Here is a 20,880-nt window from a genome sequence, read left to right as displayed (position 1 = left end):
AATTCATAATTTATTTAACTTATGAATTCTTTTTGTTCCAGCATAAATAGGGAAATATAATAACCTAGACTCCAGCTTACCATTAAAAAGTTTTATTTTTCTACTGGGTCTCAATCCAACATATTTTATTGCTTCAAGATTAGAAGAAATTAACCAAGCATTTGTATTTGAGTAATGTTTTTTTAATGTATCTCCAATATTTTTATACAATTGTTCTATATCTCCTTTTATTCTTTCTCCGTAAGGGGGGTTGGTAACAAGATGTAACTTATCTTCGGAAGACTTAGTTGTTTCAAAAAAACTTTTTTTTTCAACTTTTACAAACTCACTTAAACTAGCCTGATTAATGTTTTGTTTAGCTTTTTCAACTGAAGATGATGAAATGTCAAATCCAAAAATACGAATACTGGGCTCTGTGACTTTTTTCAATTGAGAGTTTTGAATTAACTCAAATAATTCAAGATCCCAATCTGGCCACTTTTCAAAAGCAAATTCATCTCTATTAATATTAGAAGGTATGTTGGAGGCCATCATTGCAGCTTCAATTAAAAAAGTACCGCTACCACACATTGGATCAACAAAATCTGTGTTTTTATCCCACCCCGACAGCTTTATTAACCCTGCTGCCAAAACCTCATTTATTGGAGCAATATTTGTTGAAACTCTATATCCTCTTTTATTTAAGGATTCTCCCGATGAATCCAGCAATAAGTTGCAAATATTATTACTGATATGGAGGTGAAATCGAAAATCAGGATGCTTTAAATCAACATTTGGACGTTCTTTATTTTCATCTCTAAATTTGTCAACTAGAGCATCTTTAGATTTTTGAGAAACAAATAATGAATGCGTAAATATCTTTCCTGAAAGAACAGAATCAAATACAAACGTGCTTGATTCATTCATATATTGACTCCAATCATACTTATATAGCTCATTATATAATTCTTCATTTGAGTTTGCTTCAAACTTATGTATTGGCTTTAAAATCCTCAATGCAGTATGCAAGCACAAATTAGCTTTATAAATAAAACCCTTATCTCCGATGAATGAGACTATTCTATTGCCAACTTTAATATTTTGAGCACCGAGCTCAAGCAGCTCATCAGCAAGAACTTGCTCCATTCCATAAAAAGTCTTAGCAACTATTTTAAAATTATTATCCATATTCAATTTACAGATCAAAAATACTTTAATTTTGGTCAAAATATATTTTTTATTATAAATGAAAATAATTAATGTTTTGCTTCCAATAATTGGATGTTTGATTGGATTTTTTATTGCCTTTAAGTATAAATCCAAAAACATAAAGCTAGTTTTGGCTTTTAGTGGAGCATTTCTAATAAGCTTGATTGTCTTAGATATTCTTCCAGTTCTATATACTCAAAACAATTTTAGGCCAGGAATCTGGATTATGCTTGGTATTCTATTACAAATAATTTTAGAATACTTCTCAAAAGGTACCGAACACGGTCATCCTCACAATAAATCCAGCAAAGGTCAAACGCTAATAATTTTAGGAAGTTTATGTTTTCATGCATTTCTTGAGGGAATACCCATAAATAAATTTGATACATTAAGCATGGGATTATTCATTCACAAAATTCCGGTTGCTATGGTTGTATATTTTATTTTTAATAAAAATAAAAACTCAAATATTACAAACTTATTTTTTTTAAGTATGTTTACCTTGGCAACTCCATTAGGATCAGTTGTATCTTTTTACTTACCTCTTTTTGAAAATTTATTATATCCGTTAACAGCTTTAGCAGTTGGTATGCTTTTACATATTGGAACCACTATATTATTTGAAAGTAGCGAAGGACACAAATTTAATCTTCAAAAAATCATCAGTATTGTAGTTGCTATAATAACCGCTACTGTAATATGAAATTAAACTTTACATTATGAGAAATAAATGGTTACTATATTCTGTTGGCGGATTATTACTTTGTGGGCTTGGATTGTGTCTTTTTGGAGAAGCAATAATTTTTAAAATAAATAATGATTTCAATTGGTTTTATCTAGGGACAATTGCACTTGTAATATTTAATTCTGGAATATGTCTAATTGCTGAAGCAACACTTTTATTGGGAAAAATTAGAATCACAAAACTTAATTCTCAATAAACACATATCTATTATGACATTTTTACTAAAATAGTGTCAATATGTCATTTATAAATTCTTTTTTTATGACAATATGTCTATATTTAGGAAAGGCATTGATTTTGAATACTAAGTTTAAGAATGTTTAACTAAAATATAAATATTATGAATTTAATTAGAAAACAAAACACAATACTTCCATCAATAATGGATGAATTTTTTAATACAAACTGGAATAATGAAGCTCGATATTACTCTAAATCTAATCCAGCTGTAAATGTAATAGAAGACGACAAAAGCTTTTTATTACAAATTGCTGCTCCAGGAATAAATAAGAGTGATCTTGAAATAAGTATAGAAAATAAGGTTCTTTCGATTGAAACAATTAAAAACAAAAATGAGGAAAACAATAATTTTACAAGAAAAGAATTTGATTATAATTCTTTCAAAAGAAGTTTCACAATCCCAAAAAGTATAGAAACTTCCAAAATTAGCGCCACATGTATTGATGGAGTATTAAAAATAAAATTACCTAAAAACAAAGAGGATCAAATACAATCTAAAAAGACCATTAAGATCACTTAATGATCTTTTATTGTTGATATAATTTAATTATTTTTAAACCCTCCTATTGGAGGGTTTTTTTTAGAAAATCTATTATTAGATAATTGCAAAATTTTAATCGACAAAATACATATGGATGAAATATTTATTATACCCTTATTAGCCGGAGGAATTGCAATACTTACCTTTTTCTCAGGATTTGGATTAGGCACGCTTCTAACACCTGTTCTTTTAGTTTTTTTCCCAACAGAACTAGCTATCACACTCACAGGCATTGTCCATTTAGTTAATAATATTTTTAAATGGTTACTTGTTAGAAATAACATAAATTGGTCAATAGTTAAAAGGTTTGGCATACCAGCTATAATAGCTTCATTTGTCGGCGCTTATCTTCTTTTTGTTTTTAAAGAATTAAATATAAATTATACTTATTTACTATTTGGAAAAGCAGTCAATCAGAGCTTACTCAAAATAACAATATCAATAATGCTAATCACATTTGCAACTATTGAACTAATACCAAAATTCAAAAATCTAAAATTTAAAACTAAATGGCTACCCTTGGGCGGTGTTTTAAGTGGTTTTTTCGGAGGTCTTTCAGGAGTACAAGGAGCTCTTAGAACTGCGTTTCTAATCAAAACTAACCTTTCAAAAGAGTCATTTATCGCAACAGCTGTTACAGTTTCTGCCTTAGTAGACTTCACGAGAATTGGAGTTTACCTATCGAATACGAGCTTCTTAGAAACATCTAAACAGTACTATCTATTATTTTTAACATGTATTGGAGCAATAATAGGTAGCTTAATAGGTAATTTTGGATTAAAAAAAATCACAATAAATTATCTTCAAAAAATAGTAAATATTTGTTTGATAATTTTAGCAATTAGCCTTGCAATAGGCATTATATAAATATTTTAAATAATGTTTTTTTCATTTTAAGTAATTTTTTTAAACATAATTTAAGAAAGACTTTTCTTTTTTATTCTATTAAAAAGATTTTTACCAGAAATTGCACTAGCTGTCAATAAACCCGAAAATAATGCACCTCCTACCCCTGCAGTCACAATATCTTGTCCTGTAAGAAAAAAGTTTTTTATTTCTGTTTTTGGCTTTAAAAAAGATTGATTAAAACGCTCTGGATTATGATCTATCCCGTATAATTCTCCCTTTTTATAATTAACAAAATTTTGAGTAGTTAAGGGACTTGATAACTCATAATGATCGATTTTATTTTCCAAGTTTGGGATTTCCTTAAACAAACACTCCAAGAGTCTTTTAGATATCATTTCTTTTAATTGATTGTACTCCTCACCTCTTTTCATCCATTTCGAATTCTCCCATTTTGAAAAGAGTTCGTAAGGTAAAAGCGTGATTACATCAATAGTGCTTTTACCGGGATATCTTTCATTCCAAGTAGGATCTTTCGATGATGGGAAAGAAATATAAACCAAAGGAAATGGAGCGTTAATATCCTCCAAATAAGCATCTACACAATCATCATGACTTCCGATTTCTGGATAAATCCAAAGATTATTTTTTGGAAGGTTTAGATCTTCTGACGAACCTTTTAAACCAATATAAAGACAACCGTGAGATACAGATGGCTTAACCTTATTTAACTTTGATATTAGATTGTGTTTTTCACGCACACCAGATGGAATTAGTTTTTCATAAGTATTAAAAACTCCAGTACCACTTACTATTTTATTACCAAGCAATTTTTTTCCATCTGCCATCAATACACCAATTGCCTTGTTATTTATCACAATAACTTCTTCAACCTCAGCATTGACTATAATTGTGCCAGATGATTTCTCTATAACAGGATCAATTGTTTCTAAAATTCTTGAAGAACCTCCAACTGGAAAACTACCTCCATCAAAATAATGTTTTACGACAGATGCATGCATTGCAAAACTACTTTGCATTGGAGGGAGGCCATAATCCCCGTACTGTGCAGTAAGAACTTTAATCAGTTCATCATTTTTAATTATTTTTGATAATACAGCATAAGTGGTTTGATTTGAATATTTTAAATACTCTCTTCTCATATATCCACCTATAATTTTATCTACAAAACGAGGCAAAATCTTACTTGAGTAAAATTTACCTGTAGCTCTATTTGAAGAAAAAATAAGATCAATATATTTATTTATTGAGATCTCTTCATCAGGGAAATATTCAACTAATGTTTTTTTAAAATTCTTTACACCTTTTACAAAGTCATACTTTTTTTTTCCAATAATTATCTTATCGTAAACAAAACCCATGTCAGCCCATTTTAGTTTTGAATCAGTTATATAATCAAACAACAACCTTATAGCACTATTTTTTCTCTGAACCTCCCCTATATAATGAATACCTACATCCCACTCATACCCCCTTCTTTTGAAGACATGAGTAAATCCTCCAGCAGTATAGTGTCTTTCTAAAATAAGAACTTTTTTACCTTCTTTAGACAAGATGGCCGCAGCTGACAAACATCCAATTCCTGATCCAATCATTATCACATCATAATGATTTTCTATTTTATATTTTTTTCTATAAGATTGAATCATTTATAAATTTAACAAGTTAAAAGCTGTTCAAAAAATCCACCAATCTCTTTATCTTCATCGACAAAATGAATTTCAAGAATCCAATCTCTTTTATTTCCATTTTTATCTAAAGCAAACATATCAATGTTATTTTCGGGGTGAACATAATTAGTTTTATCTTCCTTTTTCAATTTTTCATGTGGAAAGTGACCAATCAAATGCCCTGCTATTTCTCCTCCAAACTTCCAATTGTATTTCCTTGCAATATTGACAGCGTATTCATATAACTCAGCACCAGTAATATGTTTTTGTGAAATAAAAAAATCTTTACAGTCATTCCATGCTAAGGAAATATCTTGCATTAACTTGATTTTCAACTTGTCATCTCCTAATACATAAGTTCTTCCATAGTCAGCTTCCCATTCGTCAAATATGGGACCAAAGTCAATAAATAAAATATCGTCTTCTTGTATTATAAGATTTTCTGGATTTTCTTTATAAGGTTTAAGAGTATTTTTTCCAGACCTAACAATTCTTTTATGCCAATATTTTTTAATTCCATACATCTCAAATGCTAAATTAAAAATATCATCATTAAGCTCGTTTTCTGACTTACCAGGACAAATTAGACCTTTTATACTAATCTGATTAAACAAAAGGGAGGCTTTTTTTTCAGCCTCTATTAACTGTAATTTAACATCATTCATTGAGGTAATTAATCATTTGCAGGTGCTCCAGATATCCCCGGCATCTCTCTCTTTATTAAATGTTTATTCATCTTTTTTATTTTTTATAAATTATTGGTATTAAAATCTCATTGGTTCTATTAATAAATTTGTAGGGACTATCGTATACAAGGACCTTTGGCTCCCCACTTATGGAGATATCATTATTTTTAAGCTTATGAATAAGTTGATTAGTGAATTTATTTTCTTTATCTGAATTAGTATATCCTCCATATTTTATAGAAGCAAAATACTCTGCCTTAGATTGATATAATTCTAATTTAGTATTATTTGGTTTAGGTGCCGTTTCAGAGGTAAATTTTTTTGGAAGAACAAACTCCATAGAAGACCCATTTTTATTTTGGGTCATATGAACTGGAGTAGTCATTGAAATTTTTTGTTCTAATTCATTTTTTCCTGAAATGTAATTAAATAGGTATCCAAAACCACCCCTTGAATTATTATCTCCAGAATATTTAATCATCATGGAGGGAGAATAGTACCTAATTTCAATTCCATCATAATCGGAAATTAATTTATACTCTTGAGTTTCGTATTGAGAAAACATAAAAAAAGGGACTATTACAAAAAAAAATTTTAAAAAACTATTTTCCATTTTGAATAGGCTCAGTGTCAGGCATCATTTTATTTAGCACAAAATATACTGGGCAAAACTTTGTTACTGGGCTTATTAATTGAAGCACTCCAACCCCAACAGCAAGGTATATCCATTCAAGTGAAAAATTAATTACTAACAACGCACTTGCCAAATATAAGACACCACATATAGCATCATGTCTTCTAACTTTAATTACATCTCGAGTATTTTTCATATATTAAAATTTGAACTAATTTAAATAATTACCAGCAGAATTCAAATATAAAATGTTAGCAAAAATGAAACTATATTTGTTTAAAATACTTTTTAGTTGATTAATTACAAAAATAGTCTTTACCTAATACTTGTATCATTATTTTTCTTCTGTGAATCCTATGTTATAAGTCAAATTAATCCCAAAAATATCACAATTGCCAGAGATGAATACGGAGTACCTCATATATTTACAAAAACAGATGCAGAACTCGCATATGGTTTGGCATGGGCTCATTCAGAAGATGATTTTGAAACCATACAACAGTCCTATTTAGCTGGAAACGCCATATTATCAAAATATTTAGGCCGTGGAGGATTTGGTGCAGACTTTTTAGCTCAATTTATTGGTTCTGATGAAATCGTTGATCGAGAATATGAAAGTAAAATTAGTCCTGAATACAAAGAAATTCTAAAAGCCTACTCTCAAGGTATTAATAGTTATGCAAAACAAAATCCTGATAAGGTTCTTCACCCTGACTTATTTCCAGTAACCCCAAAAAAAATGCTTAAATATGGACAACTTCAGCTTTTTATTTCATCAGAAGGGGATTATTGGGTTAATAAAATAATTAAAAATGATTTAAATTATTCGGTTATTGATCAATCTAACAATCTATTCTCAAACCAAGAAAAAGGATCCAATACTTTCGCCTTCAATAGCAACAAAACTAAAGATGGAAACACATATCTAGCTATCAATACTCATCAACCTCTCGACGGCCCAGTTTCTTGGTATGAAGCCCATCTTCAGAGTGAAGAAGGCACAAATATACTGGGTGGTTTATTTGCAGGAAGCCCAAGTGTTCTTATTGGAGTTAATGAAAATTTAGGATGGTGTCATACTGTAAATAGACCAGATAAGACGGATGTTTTTGCTTTACAAATGCACCCAAAAGATAAGCATAGGTATTTAATTGATGATACTTACTATGACTTAGAAGTTCACAAAGCTAAATTATCCATTAGGCTATTAGGTATACCTATTAAAATTAAAAAAAAATATTATAAAAGTATTTATGGTCCGACTCTAAAAAATAAATCTGGATTTTATTCTATCAAAACTCCATCATTAAATGAAATACGTGGTCTTGAACAGTGGTGGAAAATGGGAAAGGCAAAAAATTTCTCAGAATTTTATTCAATATTAAAGATGAAAGCTCTCCCAGGGTATAATATTGGATATGCTGACAAAAATGATACTATATTTTATATCTCTAATGGATTAATTCCAAGAAGAGCAAGTGGTTATGATTGGAGAAATGTTGTACCAGGAAACACAAAAAAAACATTGTGGTCGAAAACATATGATATTGAAGAATTACCTCAAGTTCTTCAGCCAAAGTCAGGGTATTTTTACAATACCAACCATTCTCCATTTTTATCAACTTCTAAAGATGAAAATCCAAATAAAAATCATTTTTCAAAAGACATGGGATATGAAACTTTTAATAACAACAGATCAATAAGATTAAAGTTTCTAATCGACCAAAATTTAAAATTAGATTACTATGATTTCAAGAAGATTAAATATGACAATACTCTTCCAACTCCACTTTCATATTCATGGATGGATATCAATGCTCTATTTAATATAGATGCAAATAAATACCCTGAAATTAGAGATATTTTATTTGATATTCAAAATTGGGATAGAAAAGCGGATGTTAATTCAATTGGAGCTGGGGCATATGCAATTTTTTATTTTAAACTTGGTAAGTATTATAAAAAACTTACCCCACCAAAAATTTTCCCAAAGACATTTATAATTGAAGCTTTAAAGGATACTAAAGTTCATATGCTACAATATTTTGGAAAAGAAAAAGTAAAGCTTGGGGAGTTTCAAAAACTAGTTAGAGGAGACAAAGAAATACCTATATTTGGATTAAGAGATGTTTTAACAGCAATGGCATCAGTACCTTACAAAAAAGGAATGAGTAAAGTTACAGCTGGAGAATCTTATATCGAACTTGTAAAATTTACATCTGAGGGACCTGAAATTGAATCAATAATATCTTATGGAAGTTCTGATGATCCTAGAAGTCCTCATTATGACGATCAAATGGAGAAATATGCATCTTTCAAAACAAAAAAAATGACACTAAATAAAAAAGAGATTTTATCAAAAGCGATTAAAATTTATAATCCTAAATAGATCTATTTAAAGCCTTATTGTATATAGCTTCATATTTAGGAATAATATTTGAAATATCAAATTTTTTAGCTTGGTTAAAGGCTCCTTCTTGTAATCTACTATATTCCTTTTCATTTTTTAGAGCATTAATCGTATTATTTGCCATTTCTTTAATATCACCAATATTTGATAAATATCCTGAAACCCCATTTATATTAACCTCTGAAAGTCCTCCAGCGTTACTAGATATTACTGGAACCCTATGAATCATTGCCTCTAAAGCTACTAAACCAAAACTTTCTTTTTCAGAAGGCAACAAGAAAATATCACTATAACATAATAATTCATTAATCTCATTACTTTTACCCAGAAACAAGACTTTATTTCTCAAATTATTATTTTTAACGTATCTCTGAACCTTAATTCTTTCTGGCCCCTCTCCTACCATCAATAATTTAGATGGTATCTCTTTTTGAACAATTTCAAAAATTCTCAAAACATCTTCGACCCTCTTAAGAGGTCTAAAATTTGAAATATGTGTTATTACTTTTTCTTTACTATCTGCAACCGAATCCCTGTGACATGGTCTTTCAAGATGAGCATGTTTGTTTACATCTATAAAATTAGGGATAACCTCAATTGGTTTATTGATATCAAACAAACTTTCAGTATCCTCTTTTAAACTTTTGGAAACAGATGTCACATAATCAGAATTATTTATACTAAAGGTTACTGCTGTTTTATAAAACGGATGGCTTCCAACTAGAGTTATATCAGTTCCGTGGAGAGTTGTAACTATGGGAAGAGAAATCCCATCATCTTTTAACATCATTTTAGCCATATACGCGGCATATGCGTGGGGTATTGCATAATGAACATGTAATACATCTATTTTATGGTTTTTAACCACATCTACAATTCTACTAGACAAAGCCAATTCATATGGCTGGTAATGAAATAGATCATATTCAGGAACAAAAACTTCATGAAAAAATATATTTTTATTAAGGGTATCTAACCTTACGGGTTGCTTGTATGTAATGAAATGTATTTCATGTCCTAATACAGAAAGAGCATGACCTAATTCAGTGGCGACAACTCCACTTCCCCCGTATGTAGGATAACAAACAATTGCAATTTTCAACTTTTCTAATTTAATCTATTAAAGCCTCATATACTAGACCTTGAATTCGTGTTCGAATATTGTGACTTACTAACAAACCGTTTTCCATTGAAGGAAAGGTTCTATTTGATAAAAATACAAATACTATTTCTTTTTCAGGGTCTGCCCAAGCATAAGTTCCCGTAAAACCAGAATGACCAAAACTCTGTTTTGAAACACATCCACAAGTAGATCCATTACCCTCGATTTGGGGCTTATCAAAACCTACACCAAGTCTATTCCCATTTTTGCAATAGTAACATATGTTAAATAAATCAAAAGTGTGACTTGGGAATAATTCAATATCGTTGTATACTCCTTTTTGTAAAAACATTTGCATTATAACAGCTACCTCATACGCATTTGAAAAAACCCCAGCATGCCCTCCAACACCACCAAGCATAGCAGCTCCCATATCATGTACATCACCTTGCAAGACAGAATACCTAAAATAATTGTCAATTTCAGAAGGAACAATAAGATCTTTTGAATATTTATTTTTTGGATTATAGGTTGTAAATATTAGGCCTAATGGTTTAAAAATCTTTTTATCTACTAAAACATCTAAAGAACTATTACTTGATGTTTCTAAATATTCCTTTAAAATATAATATGATAAATCAGAATAATTTTTTTTCCATTCATAATTTTCAATATTTGAGATATCTATAAGTTCACTTTCTTTTATTTGATTAATAATTTTTCTTTCATATTTGTTTTTTAGGAATAAATTATCTGTAACTTTTAGACTGTGGGAGTTAGAAACTGAAGATTTATAGAGATTTCGTTTTGGATTATTTTTTCTATCTAGAGTTTCTTTGTAAAAAGGAATCCAGGGCTTAAGCCTCCCATAATGAGAAAGAATTTCTTTTAAAGTAATCTGTCCTTTATTGGATTTTTTCCATTCTGGCAAAAGTTCACCAATTTTAGTTTCTAGACTTATATTACCCAAGGCAACCTCCTGAATTATTAAAGGAACAGTTGCCAATATTTTGGTAAGAGATGCAACATCGTATACAGAGGAGTCGGTTACTTTCTTTAGTTTATTATATGTGTGATAGCCAAAGTTCTTATTGTATATAATTTTACCATTTTTAGCAATTAACATTTGAATACCGGGAGTCATTGAGGAGTCTATCGCAATATTTGCAAGCTTATCTATAGCTTTTAATTTTTCTTTGCTAAAACCTTCAAGTGCTGGTTCAGAAAAACCAATTATTTTTTTTGAACCTATCTCAATACCACTTCCCACAGGATAATTTTTCCCAACGGAAACTGGGATTTTACCTTCAATTTTAGTTACCCCGAACAATGCATCAACAGAAATTTTTTGTGCGATTTCACTATTTTGATAACTAACTATAATTCCATTTATATTCTTTAATTTTTCTATTTGTAAAACAGAGTAAGGATTAGCAAATATGTTTATAACTATGGGTACCTCAGTACTTATTTTTTTTAATAGACCCAGAGTTTTTGAAGATAGTTTACTTCTTGAATATGGATTATCATCATTTACATTTGGATGCCAACCAACTATAATAGCCTTCCATTTCATTTTTATAGCCTCATCGATAATATCTTTGGGCATTAATCCCGTAACATCACTAATATCAGCATAAAGATTTAACTTATCTTTAAAAGCCTTTCCAGACCCCTTATCTATAGATAAATAACCGTATTTTCTTTTTGAAGTAAGGGGGAGGATTTGCCCTTTATTTTTCAAAACAGTTATTGCCTTTTGAAATGCCTTGGAGACTAACAAAGTATCTTTTGAGGAGCTTAAAGGAGATGTCAACGGCTCTACTGGTCGATAATTATCTAATTCAGATTTATACTTCGCTTTAAGAATTTTTTTAACTGAGTATTCGAGTCTTTCCTCTGATATTTTACCTGAAAGATATGCCTTTTGAATTGAATTTATTCCTTCGGAAATGTTTTCAGACATTAATAAAATATCATTTCCAGCTAAAAATGCTGCCAAATCTATATTTCCCACGTTTTTTACACCAGCTACACCTTTCATATCAAGTGCATCAGTAAAAATAAGGCCATTAAACCCTAATTCATTTATTAATAAGTCCGTTACAACACTCTTTGATAGTGTCGTAGGTAATTCTTTGTCTTGAATGCTAGGTATGTTTAAATGAGCAACCATAACTGACGACAAACCTTTTTCAATTAGAGTTTTATATGGTCCTAATTCAACTTCTTTTATTCTATTTTTCGAAAATCTTACGGTAGGGAGTGTTTTATGTGAATCTTTTGATGTGTCTCCATGACCTGGAAAATGCTTACCTGAAGTCAAAACATTAACACTTTGCATACCTTTCATTAAATGTAAACTTTGATTGGAAACAATCTTTGAAGATTCCCCAAATGATCTATTACCAATTATGGGATTATTAGGGTTAGTGTTTATATCAAGAACAGGAGCGAAATTCAAATGAATCCCTAATCTCACTAACTGCTCACCTATACTTTTTCCAATATCAAAAATTAAAATATCATCGTTAATTGCACCAAGAGTCATGTTCCAGGGAAACGACAAAACATTTTTAAGTCTCATAGCAACTCCCCATTCGGCGTCCATAGAAATTAAAAGAGGAATCTTCGATTTTGACTGTAGAATGTTACTCCATTCTATCTGAGACTTAGGAAGACCTTTGGAAAAAATAATTCCTCCAATATTGTTTTTTTTAATTAGTTCTATTGTTTTTCTTAAGTGAGAAGAATCTCTATTTGAAAAAACCATTGGAATAAAAAGTTGACCAATTTTTTCTTCAAGAGTTATTGAACTGAAGATACTATCAACCCATTTTTTTTGAAGTATAATATCATCTGATAATAGTGGGTCTGGTTGTTGAGAATATGTTTTAAAAACGAAAAAAACAAGAATTAAACTATAAAAATATTTCATTTATGACCTAATAAATCGAGAATGCCAACTGTCTTTCATGGGGATTTCCCAATCAGAAAGATACCCTGAAATGTCAGAAACTAAATTGTTAAAAACAATTGTATTAGCATTAACAGAACCCTTTTTGACCATATCATTAAAATCACTTAAACTTTTATATGTCAAATACTCTCCTTGCTTAAAAGTTACATTCATTTTATCAAGTAAAGTTATATTAAACTGTTTTTCCAATGACTGAATAAAGTGAACTGAAGAATCAATCGAACATCCTGAAGGTAAATTAAAATCATTTTCTAATCCAATAACAATAAATCTATTATATGGAATATCTATTGAAGCCAAAAGCTTATTATTATGCGCAGTCCACTTTTCAGTAAAGTTGTCCGATAACTTTTTAATTTCTATAATCTCATGATCACTCAATCTTCTATTTGAGGGATAAATCCAAATTCTGGCATTATTTGAAAGATTTTTAAAGAGTATTTTCATATTATAAGTCTTCAGCTTCAGCAATTAATTCGGCGATATCTCTAACAGTTATCGAATTCTCTTTATCCTTACTCTTTAAACCATCAGTCATCATGGTATTACAAAAAGGACATCCAGCAGCAATTATATCAGGTTTAACTTCAATAGCCTGCTCAGTTCTTTCAATGTTAATGTCTTTATTTCCATGCTCAGGCTCTTTAAACATCTGAGCACCTCCTGCTCCACAACATAAACCTTTTGATTTACAACTTTTCATTTCTACTAACTCTGCATCCAGCTTCTTAATTAATTCTCTAGGTGCTTCATAAACTTTGTTTGCTCTTCCTAGGTAGCAAGGATCGTGAAATGTTATTCTTTTACCTTTAAAACTACCGCCTTCAAGAGTCATTTTTCCTTCATCAAGAAGTTTTTTAAGAAATTGTGTATGGTGCTCAACATGATAATTTCCACCTAATTCAGGATATTCATTTTTAAGAGTATTAAAACAATGTGGACATGTTGTGACTATTTTTGTAACCTCATAGGCATTCATGGTCTCAATATTTGAAATAGCCTGCATTTGAAATAAAAATTCATTACCTGATCTTTTTGCAGGATCTCCAGTACAACTTTCTTCAGATCCAAGAACTGCAAATGAAACTCCTGAATTATTTAATATTTTGACAAATGCCTTAGTTATTTTTTTTGCCCTTTCATCAAAACTACCAGAACATCCAACCCAGAAAAGAACATCAGGTTTTTTTCCTTCGGCAGTCATTTCGGCTAAAGTGGGTATTTCCATTTCTTAATGTTTAAGGTTTTTCATCATCAAAAACTTCAATCGTCACTTCTTTTTCGACTAAATCAGTAAATTTTCCATTATATCTTGTAGCCTTAACTAAATGATTATCTACCCAATGATAGTTACCACCTCTTGGTTTCCCCATTAAAAGGCTGTGATATTTAAAACCATTCTCCTTTAACCAATCAGATGTAACTTTTCTATGAGATTCTACTCTTGAAGTAAAAAAACAAATTAAATGGCCTTGGTCATACCAACTATTTAGAGTCACCAAAGCGTCAGGATAAACTATAGCAGTAGCCATTCTTTCCGGCTCTTCATTTGGAATATCGTCACATATTGTTCCATCAATATCAATTAAATAGTTTTTAACACCCTCTGGTAAAACTGGACTAACAATTTCTCCTTCTTCTATCTTTTTATGTAAATAATTTTCAACGTCTTCTTTTTTCATAAAAATTTAATTTTCGTTTACCCATAATAACCTATCTTGATTACTAAAGGGCCATGGTGCTCCGTTATTTTCAATATTACTCATCATGTTATTCAGATCTCCAGGAGCTGATGATTTCTCCATAACTAAATACTGACGCATATCCATAATAATAGATAAAGGATCAATTCCAATAGGGCAGGCTTCAACACACGCATTACAAGATGTGCAAGCCCATAACTCCTCTGATGAAATATAATCATTGAGTAATTCTTTTCCATCAGGAATTAATTTTCCCTTATTTTTCCTCAAACCATCACCAACCTCAACTAACCTGTCTCTTGTATCCATCATAATTTTCCGAGGTGATAGTTTTTTCCCAGTTTGATTTGCTGGACACTCACTTGTACATCTTCCACACTCTGTACATGTATAAGCATTAAGTAATTGAACCCAATTCATATCTGTAACATCAGAAACTCCAAATTTTTCTGTTGGAGATTCAGAAGGTAGAACTGAAAAGGGATCAATATTTGGATCCATCATTAACTTTACCTCTTTGGTTACATTGGCGTTATTTGATAGTTTACCTCTAGAATCAAGATTAGCATAAAAAGTATTTGGGAATGCCAGTAATATGTGAAGATGTTTTGAATAGTATAAATAATTTGCAAATATTAAAATTCCTATTATGTGTAACCACCAAAAAGTTCGTTCCAATAGTATTAAACTTGACTGCGAAAAACCATCATATAAGGGATGTAAATATATTGAAATAGGAAAAGCTCCAGCCTTCAGATAGTTGGGGGTGTTTAAGTTCTGTAATAAACCATCTGTTGCATTCATGGATAAGAACAAAAACATCAAAACAATTTCAAAATAAAGGATAAAATCAGCATCATTTTTTGGCCAGCCCTTCATTTCAGGTTTCATAAATCTTTCTAACTTCAACACATTTCTTCGAATCCAAAAAAGGACTACTGAAATAATCACCAGAAAGGCAAGAATTTCAAAAGATCCTATTAAAACATTATAAAATTTACCGAGATAAGGAGCAAAAACCCTGTGAGTTCCTAATATTCCATCTACTATAATCTCAAGTAATTCAATATTAATCAAAATAAAACCAATGTAAACTATTATATGTAAAATTCCTGAAACAGGCCTGTGAATCATCTTTGACTGACCTAACGCTAAAAGAATCATATTACTCCACCTCTCTTTAACGCGATCAGTCCTGTCTATATCTTTTCCTAGACTAATATTATTTATTATTTTTTTAATATTTAAAATAAAGAAAACAATTGATAAAATAAAAATAATTGAAAAAATGATGTTTGGTATTAATATCATAAGAAAATCTATTAATTATTTTTAGACTTTTCATTCTTTCCAAAAATTGAAAATTGCACGTAACGTTTGGGATTTTCCTTTAAATCTTTTAAAAGAAACTCCAGAGAAGTTGCCGCATCATTTAATCTGTCGTAAACAGAGTCGTTTTTCAAAAACTTTCCGGCTGATCCTTCGCCGGACTCCAAAGAGATAAGTATATTGTTAATATTATTAGCAACAACTTCGTACTGTCTAACTGTACGATTAAAATTAATTGAAGACAGCGAATCAGTTATTGTTGAAAGATTAGAAGAGGTCACAGATAAGTTACTCATAGTAGTCGAAAAGTTATTTTGATTAGAAATTAAAAGATCAGACAAAACAATAGATGCGCTATTAATGTTTTCAAGAGAAATACTTAGGTTTTTAAGAGTATTTTTTAAGTTATTTTGTGTGTCTTCATTTAATACGTTACTAATACCTACAAATAGAGAATCTACACTTGTTAAAGTACTTTCTATTTTTTCTTGTAGAGGAGCAATTTGTCGATTAACAAGTTCTGTAAATCCTGGTTTTACAAAGGATTTTAAAGTATCTCCTGACATTAGAGGTCTGTCAGGGTCGAGTTTAGGTAAAATGGAAATAGCTTTACCTCCTATCAGCCCCGCCTCATATAAAACTGCCTCGCTAGAACTAGAAAAAGGTACATCACCACGAATATTCATAGTAATCAGAACTTTAGTTGAGCCCGGGAGGAAATCGGCTTTGGATACTGAACCTATTGATAAACCATTTAACGTAACTTTTGCACCTGGGATCAAACCCTCAATCTCGGGATAAACAGCATATATTATCTTTTGAGTTTTGAATACAGATTGTCCCTTTAGAAAATTATAACCAAAAACAAAAATCAAAATGCCAATAGCTACAAGTAAAAACGATTTAATTTCTTTTGAATATTTGATCATTTTATAAAATTAATTAAATTAAATTGTGATTTAATATTTTATTCATTTTTTTTTGCTTCCCTCATTGAAATAATATCCCCATTTAAAAATGGAACTACAAAAGCAGATTTATAACCTTTACTTTTTACTTTTTTTAATTCCTTTTTAGCATCTCTATTTTTTTTATAACTACCGAAATAATATCTGTAAATATTTTCACTTTTTATTCTAGTTATCGGATATAATCCATTGAAATTATAGGGCTTGGTGTCAATTTTATTTTTACTAGCAGATATTTGAATTTTATAAGAAACTGTATTCTCAGTATATGATGGAATTACCTTAGTATTAGATGTAATTTTACTGTCCAAAATATTTATTTGTTCTGTGGATTGGTTCAAATTGTTTTTATAATCAATTATTGCAGCTGAAACAGCTTTAGCAATCGACATTTGCCCCCTTAAAGATTTTAAGTATGCTCCCTCCTTTTTATTTGTTAAAAAACCTGTCTCCACTAAAACACTGGGCATATATGTATTTCTTAAAACTAAAAAACCTGCTTGTTTGACCGTTCTGTCTTTTCTTCCTAGAATATCTACAAAACTGTTTTGAATGAATGTTGCGGCAGAGATACTCTGTTGTAAATACTCTTCCTGCATTAGTAAAAGACTTATGACCGACTCGGGATTATTAGGGTCAAAACCATCATATTTTTTTTCATAATCATCTTCCATAAATATTACAGAATTTTCTTTTTGAGCTATTTGAAAGTTTCGATCATTTTCATGTAATCCTAAAACAAAAGTTCCTGCACCAAAAGCCTTAGATGACGTAAACGCATCACAATGAACAGATACAAATAAATCAGCATCAGCATCATTAGCAATTTGAGCCCGCTTATTAAGTTCAATGTACTTATCTTTTTTCCGTGTATAAATAACTTTAATTTCACTGTCTTTAGATAATATCTTACCAATTTCAAGAGTAATTGTCAGTGCAATTTCTTTTTCTAGATAGCCATTCCCATTGTTTCCAATATCATGACCCCCATGTCCTGCATCAAGAACAACAATAAATTCTTTAGATAGAGTTTTTTGATGATTAAACTGAATTAACCAGGGAATTATTAAAACTATAAATAAATTTAGTTGTAAGATTTTCATTTCATTAACGTTAATTTATCAATAGAACTCTAAAATATTCTTAATTTTGAATGTTGGTTCATACAAATTTAAGAGGTTTCATCTTGCGGTCAAAGTTTAGTTATACATCATTATTGTTTATATTTTTATGGAGCTTGGCTTTCTACGGACAGACCGACTCACTAAAGTTAAAAGAAATTTTGGTTGAAAAAACTGAAATCAATGATAGCATTAAAATCAAAGAACCACTCCTACTCGACATTATTACTTATAAGGCTCAAGATTCAGTAAGAATTAATAAGAAAGAAAATAAAATATCGTTGTATAACAAAGCTGAATTATATTATGGAGATATAATTCTAAGATCTGGAATAATAGTTCTTGATTACAAAAAGAAAGAAGTTTATGCAGGAAGAATTATAGATACAAGCGGTACACTTGTTCAATTCCCTTTTTTTAAACAAGGTCCAAATGAAATTAATCCAGACTCAATTCGATATAACTTTGATACTCAAAAAGCACTAATATGGAATTCTAAAACTGATCAAGGTGGAATGAACGTTTATTCAAACTACACCAAAAAACAAAATGATTCAGTTTACTATATTAAAGATGCAAAAGTAACTACTGGAGGAGAGCTAGATGATGCTGATTATTATTTCAGAGTTAGAAAAGGTAAACTTGTCCCTGGAGGAAAAATCGTAACTGGATTCACAAATATGTATATTGCAGATGTCCCAACTCCACTGATGCTTCCATTTGCCTATTTTCCAACAACTCAAAACCAGTCATCCGGATTTATATTCCCTTCGATAGGAGAAAATAATAATAGAGGGTACGCAATTCAAAACGGAGGGTATTATTTTAATTTATCTGATTATTTTAATCTTGCCATAATTGGAGATTATTACACAAACGGAAGTTATGGTTTTAGAGGAGATACACAATATAGAAAAATGTATAATTATAATGGAGATTTGAGTTTTAGATATGAAAATTTAGTTAGTGGAGAAAGGGGTCTATCTGGATATTCCAAATCTACAGTATTTAACTTTAGATGGTCTCACAGTAAAGAGGCCAAAGCATCCCCTTACTCGACATTTTCAGCTTCTGTAAATTTTGGGAGTAGTGATTATTATCAACAATCTGTAAACCAATTAAATAACCCCAATTTTCTAAATAACAACTTAAGTTCTTCTATTTCTTATTCTAAAACTTTTCCGGGATCTCCAAGAGTTAATGTATCTCTAACTTCAGCAATGTCTCAAAACTCACAAACTAAAAATGTTAATTTAACCCTACCTACTCTACAAGCAAATATGGAAAGAATTTTTCCCTTTGAACCAAAAGAGGGAGGGAAAAAAGGAATTTTACAAAATATTAATTTTCAATATACTTCAAGAGCAGAGAACAGAATTATTACAACAGAAGATAATCTATTTAAATCAGATATGTTCAAAGAGGCTAGATCAGGAATGGTACATAATATTCCAATAAGCACAAATTTTAAGTTATTAAAACATCTGAGTGTTTCAGTAGGGAGTGCCTATAAAGAAGTTTGGACTCCACAAACAATAAGATATAATTATAACGAAGAAACAGAAACTGCGATCAAGGATACAATTAGAAAATTTGATGCTTTCAGAACATATAATTTTAACTCAAGTATTGGAACTACAATCTATGGTACTTTTAATTTTGGTGATGATAAAAAAATTCAATCAATTAGGCATACTATAAGGCCTAATATATCCTACAGCTATAATCCAAGTTTTGAAGACCAATATTATGACACATACATAATAGATGCTGATGGAAATACTGCATCCTACACAAGGTTTGCAGAAGGATTATTTGGAGCTCCAAGTAATTCCTTTTCTAGTAATATAGGCATAACAGTTAACAACTCATTTGAAGCGAAAGTAACCGATAAAGACACAACCAAAACTGATCCAAAAAAAGTGAAACTCCTTAATAATCTAAATTTTTCAACAAGCTATAATGTTGCTGCTGACTCTTTAAACTGGTCTCCAATTCGAATGTCAACTGGATTTACAGCTTTAAATAATAAATTAAACATGAACCTTGGAGCTACTTTTGATCCATATGCTTTAGATGAAAACAAAAGGAGATACGCAGCTTTCAATTTTAAAACAGGTGGTTCTTTTTTAAGAATGACGAGTGCCAATATCAATATGAACTATTCAATATCTAATAAAGATTTTAAAACTGAATCAAAAAAAGAGAAAGAAGAAGAATCTGAGGATAAGGAGACAGCTTCTAGTGGAGGAAGAAACGATGGATTATTTGGAAGAGCAGTGAAATTAGATGGAAGAAGAATGAATCAATTTAAAGAAACTCAATCCGAGAGTAAATATCCCTTTTATAAAACTCAAATACCTTGGGATTTTAAACTTGCTTGGTCATTTACATACAATAACAGATCTCAGCAAAGAGAAATATCAAATAATTCTCTTATGTTTAGTTCTAATGTAACATTAACGCCTAAGTGGCAAGTTTCTGCATCATCTGGTTATGATTTTAAAGGGAAAGGATTCACATATACATCCTTGGGTTTTGATAGGGATTTAAAAAGCTGGAGAATGAGCTTTGATTGGGTCCCATTTTCTAATCGAGCATCATGGAACTTTTTTATTGGAATCAAATCCGGACTATTGAGCGATATTAAATATGAAAAAAACAGAGAACCTGATAGAAAACTAAATTAAATAATT

Annotated in this window: 19 protein-coding genes; 6 read left to right on the top strand and 13 right to left on the bottom strand. The window is 30.2% G+C overall.

Translation table 11 applies throughout. The features are described from left to right. Positions 1-3 precede the first annotated feature (3 nt). A complete protein-coding gene (locus tag AC3ATN_RS03055; protein ID WP_487531763.1) occupies positions 4-1,167 on the bottom strand; it encodes a THUMP domain-containing class I SAM-dependent RNA methyltransferase in 1,164 nt (387 codons plus the stop codon). A gap of 58 nt (positions 1,168-1,225) precedes the next feature. Here AC3ATN_RS03055 and AC3ATN_RS03050 point away from each other — a divergent pair, with 58 nt between their 5' ends. From AC3ATN_RS03050 to AC3ATN_RS03035, 4 genes are all read left to right on the top strand, one after another. Continuing rightward, complete coding sequence (locus AC3ATN_RS03050; protein WP_487531762.1) at positions 1,226-1,891, top strand: ZIP family metal transporter; 666 nt, start codon at positions 1,226-1,228, stop codon at positions 1,889-1,891. Between the two features lie 16 nt (positions 1,892-1,907). Next, a complete protein-coding gene (locus AC3ATN_RS03045) occupies positions 1,908-2,129 on the top strand; it encodes a hypothetical protein (RefSeq protein ID WP_487531761.1) in 222 nt (73 codons plus the stop codon). Positions 2,130-2,273: 144 nt separating this feature from the next. Continuing rightward, positions 2,274-2,693 (top strand): Hsp20/alpha crystallin family protein, encoded by a 420-nt coding sequence (locus AC3ATN_RS03040; protein ID WP_487531760.1) that lies wholly within the window; start codon positions 2,274-2,276, stop codon positions 2,691-2,693. 111 nt (positions 2,694-2,804) lie between these two features. Continuing rightward, positions 2,805-3,581 (top strand): sulfite exporter TauE/SafE family protein, encoded by a 777-nt coding sequence (locus tag AC3ATN_RS03035; RefSeq protein ID WP_487531759.1) that lies wholly within the window; start codon positions 2,805-2,807, stop codon positions 3,579-3,581. A gap of 50 nt (positions 3,582-3,631) precedes the next feature. Here AC3ATN_RS03035 and AC3ATN_RS03030 read toward each other — a convergent pair whose 3' ends face one another. The 4 genes from AC3ATN_RS03030 to AC3ATN_RS03015 all read right to left on the bottom strand — a co-directional run bounded on the left by AC3ATN_RS03030 (position 3,632) and on the right by AC3ATN_RS03015 (position 6,767). Continuing rightward, positions 3,632-5,230, bottom strand: coding sequence for a phytoene desaturase family protein (locus tag AC3ATN_RS03030; protein ID WP_487531758.1), 1,599 nt, complete (start codon positions 5,228-5,230; stop codon positions 3,632-3,634). Positions 5,231-5,238: 8 nt separating this feature from the next. Beyond that, a complete protein-coding gene (locus AC3ATN_RS03025) occupies positions 5,239-5,916 on the bottom strand; it encodes a M24 family metallopeptidase (protein WP_487531757.1) in 678 nt (225 codons plus the stop codon). A gap of 76 nt (positions 5,917-5,992) precedes the next feature. Beyond that, entirely contained in the window at positions 5,993-6,550 is a 558-nt protein-coding gene (locus AC3ATN_RS03020) for an SOUL family heme-binding protein (RefSeq protein ID WP_487531756.1), read from the bottom strand. After that, the gene (locus tag AC3ATN_RS03015) at positions 6,540-6,767 is read right to left on the bottom strand and encodes a YgaP family membrane protein (RefSeq protein ID WP_487531755.1); all 228 of its coding nucleotides are present in this window, start codon (positions 6,765-6,767) and stop codon (positions 6,540-6,542) included. Before AC3ATN_RS03015 ends, AC3ATN_RS03020 begins: the two co-directional genes overlap by 11 nt. A gap of 96 nt (positions 6,768-6,863) precedes the next feature. On the opposite strand from AC3ATN_RS03015, the gene AC3ATN_RS03010 reads away from it, so the two are divergent. Beyond that, positions 6,864-8,960 (top strand): penicillin acylase family protein, encoded by a 2,097-nt coding sequence (locus tag AC3ATN_RS03010; RefSeq protein WP_487531754.1) that lies wholly within the window; start codon positions 6,864-6,866, stop codon positions 8,958-8,960. Here the strand turns inward: AC3ATN_RS03010 and bshA are convergent. The 8 genes from bshA to AC3ATN_RS02970 are packed head-to-tail and all read right to left on the bottom strand — an operon-like array spanning position 8,953 to position 18,166. Next, on the bottom strand, positions 8,953-10,083 hold the full coding sequence (bshA, locus tag AC3ATN_RS03005; protein WP_487531753.1) for an N-acetyl-alpha-D-glucosaminyl L-malate synthase BshA: 1,131 nt from the start codon (positions 10,081-10,083) through the stop codon (positions 8,953-8,955). The two genes, AC3ATN_RS03010 and bshA, sit on opposite strands and share 8 nt — an antisense overlap. Before the next feature lie 10 nt (positions 10,084-10,093). Continuing rightward, positions 10,094-13,021, bottom strand: a complete 2,928-nt coding sequence (locus tag AC3ATN_RS03000; protein ID WP_487531752.1) for a serine hydrolase domain-containing protein — start codon at positions 13,019-13,021, stop codon at positions 10,094-10,096. Next, on the bottom strand, positions 13,022-13,510 hold the full coding sequence (locus AC3ATN_RS02995) for an ABC transporter ATPase (protein WP_487531751.1): 489 nt from the start codon (positions 13,508-13,510) through the stop codon (positions 13,022-13,024). Between the two features lies 1 nt (position 13,511). Next, positions 13,512-14,291, bottom strand: coding sequence for a (Fe-S)-binding protein (locus tag AC3ATN_RS02990; protein ID WP_487531750.1), 780 nt, complete (start codon positions 14,289-14,291; stop codon positions 13,512-13,514). Between the two features lie 10 nt (positions 14,292-14,301). Beyond that, entirely contained in the window at positions 14,302-14,745 is a 444-nt protein-coding gene (locus AC3ATN_RS02985) for an LNS2 domain-containing protein (protein ID WP_487531749.1), read from the bottom strand. A gap of 6 nt (positions 14,746-14,751) precedes the next feature. Then, complete coding sequence (locus AC3ATN_RS02980) at positions 14,752-16,077, bottom strand: 4Fe-4S dicluster domain-containing protein (RefSeq protein ID WP_487531748.1); 1,326 nt, start codon at positions 16,075-16,077, stop codon at positions 14,752-14,754. A gap of 11 nt (positions 16,078-16,088) precedes the next feature. Beyond that, positions 16,089-17,024 (bottom strand): MlaD family protein, encoded by a 936-nt coding sequence (locus AC3ATN_RS02975; protein WP_487531747.1) that lies wholly within the window; start codon positions 17,022-17,024, stop codon positions 16,089-16,091. Positions 17,025-17,062: 38 nt separating this feature from the next. Beyond that, positions 17,063-18,166, bottom strand: coding sequence for an N-acetylmuramoyl-L-alanine amidase family protein (locus AC3ATN_RS02970; RefSeq protein ID WP_487531746.1), 1,104 nt, complete (start codon positions 18,164-18,166; stop codon positions 17,063-17,065). A 179-nt stretch (positions 18,167-18,345) separates the two neighbouring features. On the opposite strand from AC3ATN_RS02970, the gene AC3ATN_RS02965 reads away from it, so the two are divergent. After that, positions 18,346-20,874, top strand: coding sequence for a putative LPS assembly protein LptD (locus AC3ATN_RS02965; protein WP_487531745.1), 2,529 nt, complete (start codon positions 18,346-18,348; stop codon positions 20,872-20,874). Positions 20,875-20,880 lie beyond the last annotated feature (6 nt).

This window comes from Candidatus Marivariicella sp., assembly GCF_983056325.1.
This window is presented reverse-complemented; position numbering and strand designations above follow the sequence as displayed.